Genomic DNA, 18,411 nt, shown 5'->3' with positions numbered 1-18,411 from the left:
CGCCTGGGCCCGCGTCGCCCCCGGGGGCGGTGGGGCGACGCGGGAACCGGATCAGACGCCGGAGTTGGTGCGGATCCAGCTGCGGAAGTAGGGGACGTCCACGTAGATCGACGGCCCGGTCGCGCAGGTGCTGCTGTTGTTCCCGGCGCGGCTCGTCGCGCCGACCAGCTGCCAGACACCGCTGACCTGCTTGACCTGCGGGCCGCCCGAGTCGCCGTAGCAGGCACCCGAGTTGCCGTTGGGGTTGTTGGTGCAGATCTCGCTGGCACCGTTGATGCCGAGGCAGCGGCTGTCGGCGACGATCGAGGTGTTCAGCTCCTGGAGGTTGATCGGGGCGCCACAACCACCGCGGGTGGGGCAGGTCTGGCCCCAGCCGATGATCCGCGTCGCGGTGCCGACGGCCCCGGACGAAGCGGCGATCGTGACCGGCGCCTGCGACACCGCCGTCGAGAGACGCAGCAGCGCCAGGTCGGCGCTCGGGTGGGCGATACGCTGCGCCACGCGGGCGACGGTGCCGCCGCTGGTGCGGTTCGTGGTGCCGACGCGCACCTGGTACGGCGTGCCACAGTGCGCCGCGGTGACCACCCAGGTCGAGCTGATCAGTGAGCCACCACACTGGTGGCCGCCGGAGCTCGACTGCTGGGACACCATGAACGAGTAGACCTGGGTCGCGTTGCCGCCGCCGACGATGTTCGGCTGGACGCCTCCGGTGGGCTCGGCCGCAGCCGCGACGCCGGAAAGCGAGAAGACGGCCGCGGCCGCCATGGCCAAGCCCATCAGTAGGGATCGTGCCTTCATCTGGGTTCTCCTTCGGTGTGGCCGGAAGATCCGGTGCCATGAACGCTAGGAATCGGGCACCCTGGCCAGAACCGTCGGAAGTATGTGGCGTTTAACCGTTTAGACCGTTCGGCCGGGGCGAGGCCGAGTGACCCGCCGTGGCGTGGCCTGAGAGAATCCGGGCGTGTCCGACGAACAGAAGCGCCCGCGCGTGCTCTCCGGGATCCAGCCGACCGCCGACTCGTTCCACCTCGGCAACTACCTGGGTGCGCTGCGGCAATGGGTGCGGCTGCAGGACACCCACGACACCTTCTACATGGTCGTCGATCTGCACGCGATCACCGTCGAGCAGGATCCGAAGGTGCTGCTGGACCGCACCCGCCGCTCGGCCGCGCAGTTGCTCGCGCTCGGCGTCGACCCGGCCCGCAGCGCGCTGTTCGTCCAGAGCCACGTGCCCGAGCACGCCCAGCTCGGCTGGGTGCTGGAGTGCCAGACGGGGTTCGGCGAAGCGAGCCGGATGACGCAGTTCAAGGACAAGGCCGCGAAGCAGGGCACCGATCGCGCGAGCGTCGGCCTGTTCACGTACCCGGTCCTGCAGGCCGCCGACATCCTGCTGTACCAGGCGAACGAGGTCCCAGTCGGCGAGGACCAGCGGCAGCACCTGGAGCTGACGCGCAACCTCGCGCAGCGATTCAACAACCGCTACGGCAAGACGTTCACCGTGCCGGAGCCGCATATCGTCAAGGACACGGCGAAGATCTACGACCTGCAGGACCCGACCGCGAAGATGAGCAAGTCCTCGTCGACCGGCAACGGCCTGATCGAACTGCTCGAAGACCCGAAGAAGTCGGCGAAGAAGGTGCGCTCGGCGGTCACGGACACCGGCCGCGAGATCGTCTTCGACGCCGAGAACAAGCCGGGCGTTTCGAACCTGCTGACGATCCTCTCCGCGCTGACCGATCAGCCGGTCGCGGAACTCGAGAACTCCTACGAGGGCAAGGGTTACGGCGACCTGAAGAAGGGTGTCGCGGAGGCCTTCGTCGACTGGGTGACGCCGGTGCAGGAACGCGTCCAGTCCTATCTGGATGACGTCGCCGAGCTCGACAAGGCCTTGGCGCTCGGGGCGCAACGGGCGAGGGAAGTCGCTTCGGTGACGTTGCGGAACGTCTACGAGAACATCGGGTTCCTTCCCCCGGCGGGCTGATTCGCGCTGCGATGTCGTCGCCGGGTGGTTAGCGTTTGACGGTGGCGAATGATGACGGCGCGAAGCCGGAACAGGACAAGCTGTTACCGCGCCTGAGGCGGAAGTACGGCTGGCTCGATCACCTCATCCGGGCGAACGACGCCTTCACCGAGCGCTACGGCAATCACTATGCCGCCGCCATCACCTACTTCAGCGTGCTGTCGGTGATCCCGATCCTGATGGTCGCCTTCGCGATCCTCAAGATCGTGCTCGCCGGCGACCAGGTGGTGACGAACCAGCTCGTCGACGGCATCAAGAAGTCGGTCCCGGAAGGGCTGAGCGATCTCGTCGGCAGCATCATCAAGGCGGCGCTGGACTCCGGCGGCGGCATCGGGGTCTTCGGCCTGCTGCTGGCCCTGTACTCGGGCGTCGGCTGGATGACCAACCTGCGTGACGCGCTGACCGCCCAGTGGGGACAGGAAAAGCAGCAGCTGCCGTTGGTGTCGACGACGATCAAGGACCTGCTGTCCCTCGTGGGGCTCGGTCTCGCGCTGGTGGTCTCGTTCGGCCTCACCGCGGCGGGCAGCGGCGTCGGGCGGTTCCTGCTCGAACTGGTCGGTCTCGAGAACCAGGGCTGGGCCGTGTTCCTGTTGAAGGTCGCGACGATCCTGCTCGGCCTGCTCGCGAACACCCTGGTCTTCCTGTGGGTCATCGCGAGGCTGCCTCGTGAGCACGTCGCGCTGCGCAGCGCGGTCAAGGGCGCGATCTTCGCCGCGGTCGGGTTCATCGTGCTCCAGCAGGCCGCCACCGTTTACCTCGGCAGCGTCACGAAGTCACCGGCGTTCACGTTGTTCGGCCCGGTGATCGGTCTGCTCGTGTTCGCGAACCTCGTGTCGCGCTTCCTGCTGTTCGTCACCGCGTGGACGGCGACGGCGAAGGAGAACATGAAGACCGTCGTCGAGCCGCCGCCCCCGGTGCTGATCCATCCGAGGGTGACCGTTCAGCAGGGGCCGGGACTCGGCGCCGTCGGCGGGGCTTTCGCGACCGGCGCGCTGCTGGGCTGGTTCGGCCGCCGCAAGTCCTGACGTTATTCGCCCGCCATGGCCTTCTTGCGCTGGTGGCCGATGACGAACGACGCCACGATGATCAGGAAGACCACCAGCGTGATGATCCACCCCGTCACGCCGAACGGGTCTTCGGCCGCGGCCGCTGCTCCGCTGTTCGACGCGCCGTCGGGGTTCGGCGAGGCGTTGGCCGGGTTCACGTTCACTGCTTCCGGCGACCGGTATTCGATGCGCCCCACCGATTCGGCCTTGGCCTCGCGCAACGCCATGCCGTAGTCGAGCAGCTTCGCGGCCTGTTCGGTGACCCGGGTCGGGCGCTGCTCGGCGCGCAGCATCACGACCCCGACCCGGTGACCGTTCCGGACCGCGCTGCCGGCGTAGGTGTGGCGCGCGTCGTCGGTGAAGCCGGTCTTCCCGCCGGTGAAGCCGGGATAGCTGCCGAGGAGCTTGTTGTCGTTGTAGATCGTGACGACCGGTTTCCCGCCGGTGGCCGGGACTTCGAAGCTCTTGGTCTTGACCACCTTGGCGAATTCGGCGTTCTTCATCGCGTAGTGGAAGATCAGGCTCATGTCGTAGGCGGAGGTCGACATGCCGGGGCCGTCGAGCCCGGACGGTGTCGCGGCCCGGGTGTCGGTGGCACCGATGCGGGTCGCCAAGGCGTTCATCTTCGCCAGCGTCGCGTCCAGGCCGCCGAGCACGGTGGAGAGCGCGTGCGCCGCGTCGTTGCCCGAGTGCATCAGCAGTCCGTGCAGCAACTGGTCCACTGTGTACTGACCGCCGGCGCCGATACCCATGCAGGTGCACTCCTGCTCGGCGTCCTCCTTAGTCGCCACGACGATCTTCCCCGGCGGGAGCTCGGTGACCACGACCAGCCCGAGCAGGACCTTGATCAGCGACGCCGGACGCTGGCGGGCGTGCGGATCCTTCGCCGCGATGACGTCACCGGTTTCGAGGTCCTGCAGCACCCATGCCGCGGAGGTGTTCCCCTCGGGCGGGTTCAGCGCGCGCTTCGGGAGCACGAGCCCGCATTCGGCCATCCGGTCGCCGCCGACCGGGACCGGCGGCACCGGCAGCGGCGCCGGAGCGGCCTCGCCGGGGCGCGGCTTCTCGGAGGTGTCGACGGGCGGGGGAGGCGTGACCTTGTTCGCGCACGGCTGCGCCTGGGCAGGTGGCTTCGGGGTGGCTGTGGCCACCGGCGTCACCGCGAGGGCGAGCACACCGGAAACGAGGACCAGGAGCAACCGGGAGATAGCGCTGTGCACCCGAGCAATGTAGCGCCGCCGGGCTCGCTGCATACTCAGGGGCATGCGCATTTCGCGAGGTACTTCGATGTTCCTGCTGGGTTTCGGCGTGTGGTCCTGGATCATCTGGATCACGTTCGCCAAGAACCTCTGGGACAGTGACCGCGCCTGGGCCGCGGACGGCTCGCCGACGGCCTACTTCATCGTGCACGCGGTGCTGACCGTCGTCTCGTTCGTGCTCGGCACCATCATCGGGCTCATCGGTCTGCGCACGCTGCGTGGCGCCAAGTCACGGAACGCGGAGAAGGCTGACGCCTGATCGGGTTTTGTCGTCCTTTTGACGGTGTTGGGCGGGGTCCGGCTCGCTTACGTTCACTCCACCGAATCATGGAGGTGGAATGTCCCGGATCAGACGCCTGCTCGTCCCCGCGCTCGTCGCGGCGGCGGCGGGAAGCGTGTTCTCGGCTCCGTCGGCGAGCGCCGCGCCCGCGCCGCAGTGCGACACCGCGAGCGCCCCGTTCAACTACGTGGTGCTCTACGACCCGCGCACCCCGGAGCGCAAGGTCGACAACGAGCTGCGCGCCAAGTGCGGCGAGAAGGTCGCGTACTACCCGGAGATCGGGGTCGCGGTGGCGACCTCGCGCAACGCCGACTTCCAGGCGAAGATCGGCGTCTTCCGCGCCTATTCGGGCGGCCGTGACGTCGCGTTCCCGCCAGCGGCCACCACCCGCTCGACCCGCTCCGCCGTGGTCGACACCAAGGAGAACGAAGAGACCACCAGCGTCGCCGTCGAAGAGGACCTGTCGGCCCAGCAGTGGGACATGCGGGCGATCCAGGCTCCCGAGGCGAACAAGATCTCCGGTGGCAGCCGCTCGGTGACCGTCGGCGTGCTGGACTCGGGCATCGAGCCCACCCACCCCGCGCTGAAGGCGGCCCTCGACCCGAAGGTGTCGGCGGGCTGCAACAGCGGCGCGCCCGACACCACGCCCGCCGCCTGGGCACCCACGAACTCCGACCACGGCACGCACGTCGCCGGCACGATCGCGGGCAAGGACGCCGCACGCGGTTTCACCGGTGTCGCGCCCGGCGTCAAGCTGGCGTCGGTGAAGGTCGTGAACGACGACGGCCTGATCCTCCCCGAGGCCGCGGTGTGCGGGTTCATGTGGGCGGCGAAGCACCGCTTCCCGGTCACGAACAACAGCTACTACATCGACCCGGGCATGTTCTACTGCTCGAAGGAGCCGGGCGACGCGGCCGCGTTCGAAGCCGTCCGCCGTGCGGTGACGTACTCGACCGGCCGTGGCGTGCTGAACGTCGCCGCCGCCGGCAACAGCGGTTTCGACCCGGACAAGCAGACCACCGACCCGAACCGCCCGCACCCGGTCGACACGAGCTGCGGCATCCTGCCCAAGGCCATCGACGGCGTCGTCAACGTCTCGGCCATCGGCTACGCGGGCACGAAGTCGTCGTACAGCAACTACGGTGACGACGTTTCGGTCACCGCCCCCGGCGGCGACCGCGCCCAGCTTCCGCCCACCGGCGAGGGGGTGGGCTGCCCGCTGTCGACCATCTTCAACGGCGGATACGGCGCCAAGTGCGGCACGTCGATGGCGTCCCCGCACGCCGCCGGTGTCGCCGCGCTGCTGGCGTCCCGCTACCGCCACGCTTCGCCGCGGGTGCTGACCTGGCTGCTGGAGCACCAGGCGGACACGATCCCCTGCGGCACCGCGGCGCCGGTCTGTGAAGGCCCGGCGAAGGACAACTCTTACTACGGCCACGGCCGCGTCAACGCCCTGGACGCGGTGAAGTAGTTCCTCGCGTACGCCGGGGCCGGTCCACGTTCGTGGGCCGGCCCCGGTTTCGTTTTCGGGAACTTTCGCCGGATTCGCGATGGGGGTCCTTCTCGCTACGTTATGAGCACCTTCGACAGTGGGGAGTTCACGATGTCGTTGTCCGGTCGGTTGGTTCCCGTGGTGGTGGGGGTGGCGATGCTCCCGCTCGTCAGCGCGCCCACGGCGGTGGCGGCGCCGGTGGCGCCCTGCAGTGAGGAGCCGCGGGAGCTGCCCATCAACGAGTTCACCGACTATCGCGAGATGGTGCGGGAGCTCGGGCGACTCGAACGGGTGAGCCAAGGGCGGGTCAAGGTCAAGGAGGCCGGGCGGTCGAACCGCGGCCGGGTGATCCACCAGGCGACCGTCGGGACCGGGCCGAAGGTGTTCGTGGTCTCCAGCGAGATCCACGGGAACGAGAAGACCGGCACCGACGCCCTGCTGCGCATCCTCGACTACCTCGGCACGTCGGAGTCGCGGGACGCCGAGCGGCTGCGGAAGACCATCACCTTCGTCGCGGTGCCGAAGCTGAACCCGGACGGCGCCGAACTCGACCGGCGCGGCAACGACCTGTCTTGGGCCGAGGTGCAGCGGAAGTTCCCCCAGCTGAAGGACCGGCCGCCCACCTGGAACTACCTCAGCGACGTCCTCCAGGGCGACGACTATCGCAAGCGGCCGGGATTCGACGTCAACCGCGACTTCAATCCCGAGCTGGACTACGTCCCGCGCGCGGAGGACGTCCCGGGCGCGCCGGATCAGCCGGGCTGGTTCATCACGCCCGAGGCGCGGGCGCTGCGTTCGGTGTACCTGGAACTGACCGCTTCGCGGGGGAAGGTGCCCGACGTCTACGTCGATCTGCACCACCAAGGCGCCTGCGTCCGGCAGGAAGGCAGTAACCGCCTGCTCGACGTCGGCATCGACTACCCGCCGCTGCCCGACAAGTTCTTCGAGCCCGGTCAGAAGTACGCGAAGTACCGCGACGTGTACACAAAGGACGAATCGCGGCAGCTGGCGATCAGCGCCTTCAACGGGATGACGTCGCGCGGGTTCGTCGGGGCGCGGTATCCGCACGCGCCGGACCGGGATCTGCCGGGGCAGGCGCGGTGTTCGTTCGCTCTGAACGGGACCGGGACGGTGCTGTTCGAGGTGCGCGGGCAGACGCAGACGCTCGGGCAGCAGCACCGGGAGCGCTTCACGCGCGCGGTGATGGCGGGGCTGTACAACATGCTGCGGGACGTGAGCACGGGTGCTGTCGGGTACATCGACCCGGAGGCTTTCGACCGGCTGCCGGGTACCGCCGACTCCGCCGCCCTGGCCCGGGTCCTGGAGTAGCGGCTCGGGCCGCGGTGTCCTGAAGGGCACCTTTGAGACGTTCAACGTCCCAAAGGTGCCCTTCAGGGAGTCCGACCGCCGCCTGGATAGCGGAAAGGCCTCCTTCCCGCCTTGGGGCGGGGAAGGAGGCCTTCGCGGGCTGAAGTGGCTAGACGCGCTTGAAGAGCAAAGCGCGCTTCACTTCCTGGATCGCCTTCGTGACCTGGATGCCACGCGGGCACGCGTCGGTGCAGTTGAACGTCGTCCGGCAGCGCCAGACACCCTCGGAGTCGTTCAGGATGTCCAGACGCTCTTCGGCGCCTTCGTCACGCGAGTCGAAGATGAACCGGTGCGCGTTGACGATCGCGGCCGGGCCGAAGTACGAGCCGTCGTTCCAGTACACCGGGCACGAGGACGTGCAGCAGGCGCACAGGATGCACTTGGTCGTGTCGTCGAACCGGTCGCGGTCGGCCTGCGACTGGATCCGCTCGCGCGTGGGCTCGTTCCCGTAGGCGATGAGGTACGGCTTGACGGCCTTGTACGCCTCGAAGAACGGGTCCATGTCGACGTAAAGGTCCTTGAGCGTGGTCAGACCCTTGATCGGCGCGATGGTGATGGTCGTCTTCTTGCCGTTGGTCTCCAGCAGGTCCTTCATCAGGACCTTGCACGCCAGCCGGTTGATACCGTTGATCTGCATCGCGTCGGAACCGCAGACACCGTGCGCGCACGAGCGCCGGAACGAGAACGTCCCGTCGATGTAGTCCTTCACGTAGAAGAGCAGGTTCAGCAGCCGGTCGGTGCGCTGCGCCGGGACGTCGTAGGACTCCCAGTGCGGCTCGGTGTCGATCTCGGGGTTGAACCGGAGGATCTTCAGCGTGACGGTGATCGGCGTGTGGTCGGAGGACACGGCCTCCGACTTCTCGGGGGTGGCCGTGGTCATCAGTACTTCCGCTCCATCGGTTCGTAGCGGGTGAAGGTCACCGGCTTGTAGTCCAGGCGGACGTCGGCGGTGAGGCCTTCGCCCTCCTTGTAGGCCATGGTGTGCCGCATGAAGTTCGTGTCGTCGCGGTTCGGGTAGTCCTCGCGCGCGTGCCCGCCGCGGGATTCCTTGCGCGCCAGGGCGCCGACGACGAGGACTTCGGCCAGTTCGAGCAGGAAGCCCAGCTCGACGGCTTCGAGGACGTCGGTGTTGTACCGCTTCCCCTTGTCCGACACGGTGATCCGGCTGTACCGCTCCTTCAGCGCCTGCACGTCGGTCAGCGCCTGCTTGAGCGTGTCCTCCGTGCGGTACACCGAAGCGTGCGAGTCCATCGTCCGCTGCAGCTCGGTGCGGATGTCGGCGACGCGCTCGTCACCGTGCTCCGAGAGCAGCAGCGCGAGCTGGTCCTCGACGACCTTGGTCGGGTTCTCCGGCAGCTCGATGTGGTCGTGCGCCAGGGCGTACTCGGCGGCCGCGATGCCGGCGCGACGGCCGAACACGTTGATGTCGAGCAGCGAGTTCGTGCCGAGCCGGTTCGAGCCGTGCACGGACACGCACGCGACCTCTCCCGCGGCGTACAGGCCGGGGATGACGTTCTCGTTGTCCCGCAACGCTTCGCCGTGGACGTTGGTCGGGATTCCGCCCATCACGTAGTGGCAGGTCGGGAACACCGGCACCGGCTCGGTGACCGGGTCGACGCCCAGGTACGTCCGCGAGAACTCCATGATGTCCGGGAGCTTGGCGTTCAGCGTCTCTTCCGGGATGTGCGTGACGTCGAGGACGACGTAGTCCTTGTTCGGCCCGCAACCGCGGCCCTGCAGCACTTCCTGCACCATCGACCGGGCGACGATGTCACGCGGCGCGAGGTCCTTGATGGTGGGGGCGTAGCGCTCCATGAACCGCTCGCCGTCGGCGTTGCGGAGGATGCCGCCCTCACCGCGCACGGCCTCGGAGATGAGGATGCCGAGCCCGGCGAGACCTGTCGGGTGGAACTGGAAGAACTCCATGTCCTCCAGCGGCAGGCCCTTGCGGAAGATGATGCCGAGGCCGTCACCGGTGAGGGTGTGCGCGTTCGACGTCGTCTTGAAGATCTTGCCCGCGCCGCCGGTGGCGAACACGATCGACTTCGCCTGGAAGACGTGCAGCTCGCCGGTCGCCAGCTCGTAGGCGACGACGCCGGAGGCGGCCGGGTTGCCGTTCTCGTCCGGGGTCAGCACCAGGTCGAGCACGTAGAACTCGTTGAAGAACTCGGTGCCGTGCTTGACGCAGTTTTGATACAGCGTCTGCAGGATCATGTGCCCCGTGCGGTCCGCGGCGTAGCAGGCGCGGCGCACCGCGGCCTTGCCGTGGTCACGGGTGTGCCCGCCGAAGCGGCGCTGGTCGATCTTGCCCTCGGGCGTCCGGTTGAACGGCAGGCCCATCTTCTCGAGGTCGAGGACCGCGTCGATGGCCTCCTTCGCCATGATCTCGGCGGCGTCCTGGTCGACCAGGTAGTCGCCGCCCTTGATCGTGTCGAAGGTGTGCCACTCCCAGTTGTCCTCTTCGACGTTCGCCAGCGCGGCGCACATACCGCCTTGGGCGGCGCCGGTGTGCGAACGCGTCGGGTAGAGCTTGGTGAGGACCGCGGTGCGGGCACGCTGGCCGGACTCGATGGCCGCGCGCATGCCGGCGCCACCGGCGCCGACGATCACCACGTCGTACTTGTGGAACTGCATAGGGATGACTCCGCTTAACGTGTGGTGGGCGTCAGTTGGCCGAGATACCGGGATCGAAGGTGAAGATCACCATCGTGCCGACGGCGAGGATCAGCACCATCGAGACGTAGAGCACGATCTTCAGCCAGAACCGGGTGCTGTCCTTGCGGGCGTAGTCGTCGATGATCGTGCGCAGCCCGTTGCCGCCGTGGATCTCGGCGAGCCAGAGCATCGACAGGTCCCAGAACTGCCAGAACGGCGAGGCCCAGCGGCCGGCGACGAAGCCCCAGTTGATGCGGTGCACGCCGCCGTCGAGGATGTTCATGATGAACAGGTGGCCGAGCACCAGCACGATCAGGGCGAGGCCCGAGATGCGCATGAACAGCCAGCTGTAGAGCTCGAAGTTGCTGCGGCGGGCGGCCGGGCGCTTCGGCGAACGCGGCTTGTCGAGTGCGAGAACTTCGGTTGCCATGGTCAGTGCCCCCCGAACATAACTTCGACGGTGCGCTTCATCATGAAGAAGGCACCGGGAATCATCACCACGACCCAGATGGCCAGGATGGTCCAGAGCATCGGCTTCTGGAACTTCGGTCCCTTCTCCCAGAAGTCGACCAGCATGACCCGGATGCCGTTGAGCGCGTGGAACAGCACCGCGCCGACGAGGCCGACCTCGAGGAGGTTGACCAGCGGGGTCTTGTAGGTCTCGATGACCTCGTTGTACGTGTCGGGCGACACGCGCACGAGCGCGGTGTCGAGCACGTGCACGAAGAGGAAGAAGAATGTCAGCACGCCGGTGATGCGGTGCAGCACCCAGGACCACATACCGGGGTCGCCCCGGTAGAAGGTCCCTTGCCGGCGTGAGGCACCCGCCCGATCGCTCGCGGCCGCCTCGGTGGCGGTGCTAGCCGTGGTGGACATCGGTGAACGGCCTCCAACGTCATGGCTTGGGCCCGCTGACCGCTGGTTTCCGCGCCTGCCGCCGGGACGTCCACCTGGGGACGGCTCCGGCGACGGTGCCGAGATCATGGTCATCGAGCGTGGATAAACAGGATGCTAGACCCGCACCTCACGGTGGGCTCACCTCCGGGTTCCTCTGTGTGATGGACCAGACATCGGGACCGTTGCCCGATCGAGTGACGCCGGCCGGTAACTCACCGGTTCGTCCACTGTGGACGCGCGACCGGCCGGCCGGGCCGCCTGAACGGTGCGTGACGATCTTGGCCGTCTCACCCGGCCACGGGGCCGAGTGCCGCCTGCGATTACTCCGTTGTGGTCACCGTGAGTACTCCATTCGTCGCGCTTGCGACTCATGAGTAAACGTTTGTGTTACGTAGCGTGCCTTTCCTATGGCAGCAAAGCGGCCGTTAGGTACCGTCTCTCGGTCGAACCCGGCAGCGTCGCCGGGTCGCTTTCTTCGGACCATCCGCTGGATCAGCGGGGAGGGAGACACACGTTGCGTCGCATGCGTGGAACCGCGCTGGCCGCCGCCGCCATGGCCGGTGCACTGGTACTGGCCGGGTGCGCGAAGGATTCGGGTGGGGGGAACAACAACAACGCGAGCTCCGGGGACCAGTCCGCCAGCTGCGTGACGGCGCCGAAGCCGCCCGCCGCGGCGGCCGCCTCGACCAGCTCCAGCCAGGCCGGTGAGAAGGTCGACGGCAGCAAGCTCAAGGTCGCGCTGGCCTTCGACGTCGGCGGTCGTGGCGACGCGTCGTTCAACGACTCCGCCGCCGCCGGTACCGACAAGGCGAAGGCCGAACTCGGCGTCACCACGGTCACCGAAAGCACCGCCGCCGCGACCGAGGACGAGGCCGCGAAGTCGCAGCGTCTCGACCAGCTCGCTACGCAGGGCTTCAGCCCGATCATCGCGGTCGGCTTCGCCTACGCCAAGGCCGTCGGCGCCATCGCGCCGAAGTACCCGAACACCCAGTTCGCGATCGTCGACGACGACTCCGTCAAGGCCCCGAACGTCACCTCGCTCGTCTTCGCCGAGGAGCAGGGCTCGTTCCTGGCCGGTGTCGCCGCCGCCTACAAGTCGAAGAAGTGCCACGTCGGCTTCGTCGGCGGGGTGAACACGCCGCTGATCCAGAAGTTCGAGGCCGGCTTCCTCCAGGGCGTGAAGGCCGCTTCGAGCAAGGCCAAGATCGAGGACGAGTACCTCACCCCGGCCGGTGACTTCTCCGGGTTCCAGGACCCGGCGAAGGGCAACGTGAAGGCCGCCGCGCAGATCGCCAAGGGCGCGGACGTGATCTACCACGCCGCCGGCGCCTCCGGTAAGGGCGTGTTCGAGGCCGCGAAGTCCAACAACGCCATGGCCATCGGCGTCGACTCCGACCAGTACAACCAGAAGACGGTCGAGGCGTCGAAGGACGTCATCATCACCTCGATGCTCAAGCGCGTCGACGTGGCGGTGTTCGACTACCTGCGCGCGCTGGCGAAGGGTGACCTGACGTCGCTGCCGAAGCGGTTCGACCTCAAGGTCGACGGCATCGGCTACGCCACCTCCGGTGGCAAGGTCGACGACATCAAGGACGTCCTCGACGGCTACAAGGCGCAGATCGTCTCCGGGGCGATCACCGTCTCGGACAAGCCGCAGAAGTAAGCTTCACCAGGCAGCGGGGCTCGGGAGGGTAACCCCTTCCGAGCCCCAACCTGTTTACCCCAGAACTGGATGGCTTTTCCATGAGCGCTCCCCAGGCCGAGGTCACCGACGCCCCCGACCGGGGTGAACCGGCCGTGCAGCTGACCGGGATCACGAAGCGGTTCCCCGGTGTCGTGGCCAACTCCGACGTCAACCTCACCGTCACCAAGGGCGAGGTGCACGCCGTCTGCGGCGAGAACGGCGCGGGCAAATCGACCCTGATGAAGATCCTCTACGGCATGCAGCAGCCGGACGAGGGCGACATCGCGATCAACGGCGAACCGGTGAAACTGCGCAACCCGCAGGACGCCATCAAGGCCGGCATCGGGATGGTCCACCAGCACTTCATGCTGGCCGACAACCTGACCGTCGGGGAGAACGTCTTCCTCGGCGCGGAGAACCTGCACGGCATCGGCCGCGCGGCGCGGGCGAAGCTGGCGGAACTCGCCGAACGCGTCGGCCTGCGCGCCCGCCCGGACGCGCTGCTGGAAGAGCTCGGCGTCGCCGACCGCCAGCGCGTGGAGATCGTCAAGGTCCTCTACCGCGGCGCGCGGATCATCATCCTCGACGAGCCCACCGCGGTGCTCGTGCCGCAGGAGGTCGACGCGCTGTTCGAGACCGTCCGCGCCATGCAGAAGGACGGTTTCACCTTCATCTTCATCTCGCACAAGCTCGACGAGGTGCGCGCGATCGCCGACACGGTCACCGTGATCCGGCGCGGCACCACCGTCGGCACGGCCGATCCGAAGACGATCACCTCGCGCCAGCTGGCCGAGATGATGGTCGGCTCGGAGCTGCCCAGCCCGGAGACCCGCGAGTCCACTGTGACCGATCGGCCCGTGCTCCGCCTGGACGACGTCTGCCTGAGCGTCGAGGGGTCCGAGCGGAACGTCCTCGACCACATCTCCTTCACCGTGCACGCGGGTGAGGTGCTCGGGATCGCCGGCGTCGAGGGCAACGGCCAGACCGAACTCGTCGAGACGATCATGGGCATGCGCAAGGGCGGCGGCCGGATCGAACTGACCGAGGTCGACGGCAAGGTCGTCGAGCTGCACAAACTGGGGACGCTCGCCCGCCGCGAGGCCGGGATCGGCTACATCGCCGAAGACCGCACGCGGCACAGCCTCCTGCTCACGCAACCCTTGTGGGTCAACCGGATCCTCGGCTACCAGACCCGCGAGCCGGTCGCGAAAGGACAGTTGCTCGACATCGCCGGCGCGCGTGAGGACACCCGCCGCATCGTCGAGGAGTACGACGTCCGCACGCCGGGTATCGACGTCCCCGCGGCCGCGCTTTCCGGTGGTAACCAGCAGAAACTGATCGTCGGGCGCGAACTTTCCGGCGACCCGGTGCTGCTGATCGCGTCGCATCCGACGCGCGGTGTCGACGTCGGCGCGCAGGCGCTGATCTGGGAACAGATCCGCCAGGCGCGGGCGGCTGGGCTGGCCGTGTTGCTGGTGTCTGCCGATCTCGACGAGCTGATCGGGCTTTCCGACACCATTCAGGTCATGCTGCGCGGACGACTGGTCGGCGAGGCCGACCCCGCGACCGTGACCCCGCAGGAACTGGGCTCCGCTATGACGGGTGCCTCCGAAGACACTGAAGAAGGTGCAGCGTGAGTTCCTGGCGTACGAGGCTGCTGCCGCCTCTGCTCGCGATCGTTTTCGCGGTCATCCTGACGGCCATCGCGCTGATCATCTCGGGAGCTGATCCGCTCCAGGCCTACGGCACGATGATCGGCCAGCTCTTCAAGGGCTCGACCGCCGTCGACACGGTGAACCTCGCGACGGTCTACTACCTGTCCGGGCTCGCGGTGGCCATCGGCTTCCAGATGAACCTCTTCAACATCGGTGTCGAGGGCCAGTACCGGTTCGCCGCCATCGTCACCGCCATCATCGGCGGGGCGCTGCAGCTGCCGCCGGTGATCCACGTGCTGGCGATCCTGGTCGTCGCGGTGCTCAGCGGCATGCTGTACGCGGCCATCCCGGCCGTGCTGAAGGTGACCCGGGGCGTTTCCGAGGTCATCTCGACGATCATGCTGAACGCGATCGTCGGCGGCATCGTGGCGTTCCTGGTCAACGCGGACCAGTTCGGCGTGCAGACCGGCAACAACATCGCCACCCGCGAGATCGCCGAAACCGGCCGGATCCCCGGAATCCCGATCGGGTCCGGTGAGCTGTTCGGCTTCGTGGTCATCGCGGCGCTGATCGGCGGGGCCTACTGGTTCATGCTCAACCGGACCCGGTTCGGCTTCGAGCTCAAGGCCTCCGGTGAGTCGACGACGGCCGCCGCGGCGGGTGGGGTCAACGCCAAGAAGATGACGCTGATCGCGATGCTGCTTTCCGGTGGCGTCGCCGGTCTGGTCGCGATGCCGGAACTGCTCGGCCGCGACTTCAGCTACGGCATCACCTCGACCCAGATGTACGGCTTCACCGGGATCGCGGTCGCCCTGCTCGGGCGTAACCACCCGGCCGGGATCGCGCTGGGCGCCCTGCTGTGGGCGTTCCTCGACCGGTCCGCCGTTTCGCTGGAACAGATCAACGTGTCCAAAGAGATCGCCACGATCATGCAGGGCGTGATCGTGCTGTCGGTCGTCATCGCGTACGAGATCGTGCGCCGCGCGGACCTGGCCGCCGAACAGCGTCGCGTCGGTCGCGCGCTGGCAGGCAACGGCCGCAAGGGTTCCAGCGTGTCCGAGGGAGGTGCGGTGTGACCACCGCGGACGTTCTTTCGCCCAACACGGGCGGGACCACCATGCCGGTGAAACCGCCGAAGCGCCGTATCCCCGGCTGGCTCAAGGGCGCCATCTGGGGGCTGCTGGCGGTCGGCGTGCTCGCGATCGCGTCGTACGCCACCGGCGTCAACACGCTGACCTCGACCAACACCGCGCACACCGCGCTGCGGCTGGCGCTGCCGATCCTGCTGTGCGCGCTCGGCGGCCTCTGGGCCGAACGCGCGGGCGTGATCAACATCGGCCTCGAAGGCATGATGATCCTCGGCACCTGGGGTGCCGCCTGGGGCGCGTACCACGGCGGCGTCTGGGCCGGGCTGATCGCGGCGGTCGTGTTCGGCGCGCTCGGCGGGCTGCTGCACGCCGTCGCGACGGTGACCTTCAACGTCAACCACATCGTCTCCGGTGTGGCGATCAACCTGCTCGGTCTCGGCGTCGCGAAGTACCTGGCGAACCTGGTGTTCACCCCGCTTTCGGGGAACCCGCGCCAGTCGCCGCCGGTGCCGAAGTTCGACACCTACTCGGCGACTTTCCTTTCGGACTGGCTTTCGGACCTGGAGAAGATGCAGCGCGTCTTCATCTCCGACCTCGCCGGCATCCTCAACGGCCTGGTCACCGAGGTCGCGCCGCTGACGATGATCGCGATCGCGCTGGTCCCGATCAGCTACCTGGTGCTGTGGCGGACGCGGTTCGGCCTGCGGCTGCGGTCCTGCGGCGAGAACCCGGTCGCGGCCGAATCCCTCGGCGTGAAGGTCTACCTGCACAAGTACATCGCCATGATCATCTCCGGCGGGCTCGCCGGAATGGGTGGCGCGTCGCTCGTGCTGCTCGCCGGCGGTGCGGACTACCTGGAGAACCAGACCAACAACCGCGGCTACATCGGCCTCGCGGCGATGATCTTCGGCAACTGGCGGCCGGGCGGCCTGCTCGGCGGCGCGGCGCTGTTCGGTTACGCGGACGGCCTCCAGCTCGCCGGTGGCGGCACCGCGGTGCTCGCGCTGCTGTACGGCGCGGTGATCCTGCTGGCCGTGATCGTGGCGGTGCAGTTGTTCCGCCGTCAGTGGATCGCTTCCGCGCTCGGTGTCGTCGGCGCCGTCGCGCTGTACGCGATCTACTGGACCAACGACGACCTGCCCAGCGACCTCATCCCGTACACCGCGCACTTCGTGACGCTGATCGTGCTGGCGGTGGCTTCGCAGCGGCTGCGGCCGCCCAAGGCGATCGGCGCCACCTATCGGCGAGGTGAGGACTGACATGGCGGAGTACGACTGGGAAGCCTTGCGGGCTCAAGCCGTCGAGGCGGCGAAGTCGGCGTACGCGCCGTACTCGGGTCTGCACGTGGGCGTCGCCGCTGTGGTGGACGACGGCCGGATCGTCGTCGGCTGCAACGTCGAAAACGCTTCGTACGGCTTGGGAATGTGCGCGGAATGCACGATGGCGGGGCAGCTGCGGCTGACCGGCGGCGGCAAGCTCGTCGCCGTCGCGTGCCGCAGCGGCGCCGGTGATCTGCTGATGCCGTGCGGGCGCTGCCGTCAGATCCTGTTCGAGCACGGCGGATCCGACTGCCTGGTGGACACCCCGAGCGGCATCCTGCCGATGTCGGCGGTGCTGCCGGACGCGTTCGGGCCGGACGACCTGCCGTGAGCGCGTTCGCCGCCGTCGACGTCATCCGCGCGAAGCGGGACGGCGGACGGCTGTCCGACGAGCAGATCGACTGGACGATCGACGCGTACACGCGCGGCGACCTCGCCGAGGAACAGATGGCCGCGCTCGCGATGGCCATCTTCCTGCGGGGGATGGATTCCGGCGAGATCGCGCGCTGGACCGGCGCGATGATCTCGTCGGGGGAGCGGCTGGATCTGAAGGTCAGCCGTCCGACGATCGACAAGCATTCGACCGGCGGCGTCGGCGACAAGATCACGCTTCCGCTGGCTCCGCTCGTCGCGGCTTGTGGCGCGGCCGTGCCGCAGCTGTCCGGGCGCGGGCTCGGGCACACCGGCGGGACGCTGGACAAACTGGAGTCGATCCCCGGCTGGCGTGCCTCTTTGTCGACATCGGAGATCATCCGGCAGCTCGACGAGGTCGGCGCGGTGGTCTGTGCGGCCACTGAAGGGCTGGCTCCGGCGGACAAGAAGCTGTACGCGCTGCGGGACGTGACTTCGACGGTGGAGTCGATCCCGCTGATCGCGAGCTCGATCATGAGCAAGAAGATCGCCGAGGGTTCGGCAGGGCTCGTGCTCGACGTGAAGACGGGTTCGGGCGCGTTCATGAAGACGCTTCCGCAGGCCCGGGAACTCGCGCGGACGTTGGTGGAGATCGGTACCGCGCACGGTGTCGCGACGACGGCGCTGATCACGGACATGAACGTGCCGTTGGGACATGCCGTCGGCAACGCGATCGAGGTCGCCGAATCGGTCGAGGTGCTGCGCGGCGGCGGTCCTTCCGACGTCGTCGAGCTGACCGTGGCTTTGGCGCGGGAGATGCTGGCGCTGGCGGGATTGTCCGATGTGGACCCGGCGTCGGTGCTGGCTTCTGGCCGCGCTTACGAGACTTGGTGCAGGATGATCGCCGCTCAGGGCGGGGATCCGGAGGCCGCTTTGCCGCGGCCTCGCCATGTGCACGTGGTTCCGGCGCCCGCCGATGGGGTTTTGTCGCGTTTGGACGCTTATGCGGTCGGGGTCGCCGCTTGGCGGCTCGGCGCCGGGCGGGCGCGCAAGGAGGACCCGGTGCAGGCCGCGGCCGGCGTGCTGTGCCTGGCGAAGCCGGGCGATGCCGTGTCGGCCGGGCAGCCGTTGCTGGAGCTGCACACGGATACGCCGGACGCTGTTCCTTCGGCTCTCGCTGCGCTCGAAGACGCCTACGCGGTCAGCTCCGCTGGGCCTTCGGCCTCCGCTTCGCTCGTCCTGGAGACCGTGCGGCCCTGACCTGCGTTTAGCGGGCTAAACGCGATCTGGTGGGCCT

The 18,411-nt window shown here is 68.0% G+C and carries 17 protein-coding genes; 11 read left to right on the top strand and 6 right to left on the bottom strand.

Annotation, left to right across the window (positions count from 1 at the left end):
* Nucleotides 1-51: 51 nt before the first annotated feature.
* A complete protein-coding gene (locus tag ACXIZN_RS29030; protein ID WP_072028864.1) occupies nucleotides 52-798 on the bottom strand; it encodes a S1 family peptidase in 747 nt (248 codons plus the stop codon).
* Nucleotides 799-961: 163 nt separating this feature from the next.
* Here ACXIZN_RS29030 and trpS point away from each other — a divergent pair, with 163 nt between their 5' ends.
* A complete protein-coding gene (gene trpS, locus ACXIZN_RS29025) occupies nucleotides 962-1,981 on the top strand; it encodes a tryptophan--tRNA ligase (protein WP_034304577.1) in 1,020 nt (339 codons plus the stop codon).
* A gap of 35 nt (nucleotides 1,982-2,016) precedes the next feature.
* On the top strand, nucleotides 2,017-3,045 hold the full coding sequence (locus tag ACXIZN_RS29020) for a YhjD/YihY/BrkB family envelope integrity protein (RefSeq protein ID WP_457958177.1): 1,029 nt from the start codon (nucleotides 2,017-2,019) through the stop codon (nucleotides 3,043-3,045).
* 2 nt (nucleotides 3,046-3,047) lie between these two features.
* On the opposite strand, the gene ACXIZN_RS29015 is transcribed toward ACXIZN_RS29020, so the two are convergent.
* On the bottom strand, nucleotides 3,048-4,286 hold the full coding sequence (locus ACXIZN_RS29015) for a D-alanyl-D-alanine carboxypeptidase family protein (RefSeq protein WP_457958176.1): 1,239 nt from the start codon (nucleotides 4,284-4,286) through the stop codon (nucleotides 3,048-3,050).
* 43 nt (nucleotides 4,287-4,329) lie between these two features.
* Here ACXIZN_RS29015 and ACXIZN_RS29010 point away from each other — a divergent pair, with 43 nt between their 5' ends.
* The 3 genes from ACXIZN_RS29010 to ACXIZN_RS29000 all read left to right on the top strand — a co-directional run bounded on the left by ACXIZN_RS29010 (nucleotide 4,330) and on the right by ACXIZN_RS29000 (nucleotide 7,426).
* Nucleotides 4,330-4,584 (top strand): SCO4848 family membrane protein, encoded by a 255-nt coding sequence (locus ACXIZN_RS29010; protein ID WP_364028737.1) that lies wholly within the window; start codon nucleotides 4,330-4,332, stop codon nucleotides 4,582-4,584.
* Nucleotides 4,585-4,663: 79 nt separating this feature from the next.
* Nucleotides 4,664-6,076: a S8 family peptidase gene (locus tag ACXIZN_RS29005; RefSeq protein WP_457958174.1), complete on the top strand. Its 1,413-nt coding sequence runs from the start codon at nucleotides 4,664-4,666 to the stop codon at nucleotides 6,074-6,076.
* 132 nt (nucleotides 6,077-6,208) lie between these two features.
* Nucleotides 6,209-7,426: a M14 family zinc carboxypeptidase gene (locus ACXIZN_RS29000; protein ID WP_457958172.1), complete on the top strand. Its 1,218-nt coding sequence runs from the start codon at nucleotides 6,209-6,211 to the stop codon at nucleotides 7,424-7,426.
* A 148-nt stretch (nucleotides 7,427-7,574) separates the two neighbouring features.
* On the opposite strand, the gene ACXIZN_RS28995 is transcribed toward ACXIZN_RS29000, so the two are convergent.
* From ACXIZN_RS28995 to sdhC, 4 genes are read right to left on the bottom strand one after another with little or no spacing between them, the layout of a single operon-like run.
* Nucleotides 7,575-8,345 (bottom strand): succinate dehydrogenase iron-sulfur subunit, encoded by a 771-nt coding sequence (locus tag ACXIZN_RS28995; protein ID WP_034304588.1) that lies wholly within the window; start codon nucleotides 8,343-8,345, stop codon nucleotides 7,575-7,577.
* Nucleotides 8,345-10,099: a succinate dehydrogenase flavoprotein subunit gene (gene sdhA, locus ACXIZN_RS28990; protein ID WP_125732332.1), complete on the bottom strand. Its 1,755-nt coding sequence runs from the start codon at nucleotides 10,097-10,099 to the stop codon at nucleotides 8,345-8,347. The genes ACXIZN_RS28995 and sdhA overlap by 1 nt, the downstream gene beginning before the upstream one ends.
* Before the next feature lie 31 nt (nucleotides 10,100-10,130).
* Nucleotides 10,131-10,550, bottom strand: coding sequence for a succinate dehydrogenase hydrophobic membrane anchor subunit (locus ACXIZN_RS28985; RefSeq protein WP_034304594.1), 420 nt, complete (start codon nucleotides 10,548-10,550; stop codon nucleotides 10,131-10,133).
* Nucleotides 10,551-10,552: 2 nt separating this feature from the next.
* Nucleotides 10,553-10,996: a succinate dehydrogenase, cytochrome b556 subunit gene (gene sdhC / locus ACXIZN_RS28980; RefSeq protein ID WP_081809635.1), complete on the bottom strand. Its 444-nt coding sequence runs from the start codon at nucleotides 10,994-10,996 to the stop codon at nucleotides 10,553-10,555.
* A gap of 544 nt (nucleotides 10,997-11,540) precedes the next feature.
* Between sdhC and ACXIZN_RS28975 the strand changes: the two genes are divergently transcribed.
* The 6 genes from ACXIZN_RS28975 (at nucleotide 11,541) to ACXIZN_RS28950 (ending at nucleotide 18,374) form a co-directional block, all read left to right on the top strand.
* Entirely contained in the window at nucleotides 11,541-12,680 is a 1,140-nt protein-coding gene (locus ACXIZN_RS28975) for a BMP family lipoprotein (RefSeq protein WP_457958170.1), read from the top strand.
* Nucleotides 12,681-12,760: 80 nt separating this feature from the next.
* On the top strand, nucleotides 12,761-14,338 hold the full coding sequence (locus tag ACXIZN_RS28970; protein ID WP_257489166.1) for an ABC transporter ATP-binding protein: 1,578 nt from the start codon (nucleotides 12,761-12,763) through the stop codon (nucleotides 14,336-14,338).
* Nucleotides 14,335-15,432 carry an ABC transporter permease gene (locus ACXIZN_RS28965; RefSeq protein ID WP_126735262.1) on the top strand — a complete coding sequence of 366 codons (1,098 nt, stop codon included), beginning with the start codon at nucleotides 14,335-14,337 and terminating at the stop codon, nucleotides 15,430-15,432. Before ACXIZN_RS28970 ends, ACXIZN_RS28965 begins: the two co-directional genes overlap by 4 nt.
* Nucleotides 15,429-16,703 (top strand): ABC transporter permease, encoded by a 1,275-nt coding sequence (locus ACXIZN_RS28960; protein WP_185927262.1) that lies wholly within the window; start codon nucleotides 15,429-15,431, stop codon nucleotides 16,701-16,703. Before ACXIZN_RS28965 ends, ACXIZN_RS28960 begins: the two co-directional genes overlap by 4 nt.
* Nucleotide 16,704: 1 nt before the next feature.
* On the top strand, nucleotides 16,705-17,094 hold the full coding sequence (locus ACXIZN_RS28955; protein ID WP_034304610.1) for a cytidine deaminase: 390 nt from the start codon (nucleotides 16,705-16,707) through the stop codon (nucleotides 17,092-17,094).
* A complete protein-coding gene (locus tag ACXIZN_RS28950; RefSeq protein WP_457958169.1) occupies nucleotides 17,091-18,374 on the top strand; it encodes a thymidine phosphorylase in 1,284 nt (427 codons plus the stop codon). Before ACXIZN_RS28955 ends, ACXIZN_RS28950 begins: the two co-directional genes overlap by 4 nt.
* Nucleotides 18,375-18,411: the final 37 nt, after the last annotated feature.

The organism is Amycolatopsis sp. TRM77291, from assembly GCF_054166285.1.
Note: the sequence above shows the minus strand (reverse complement) of the source record. Positions and strands in the feature narration are given on the sequence as shown.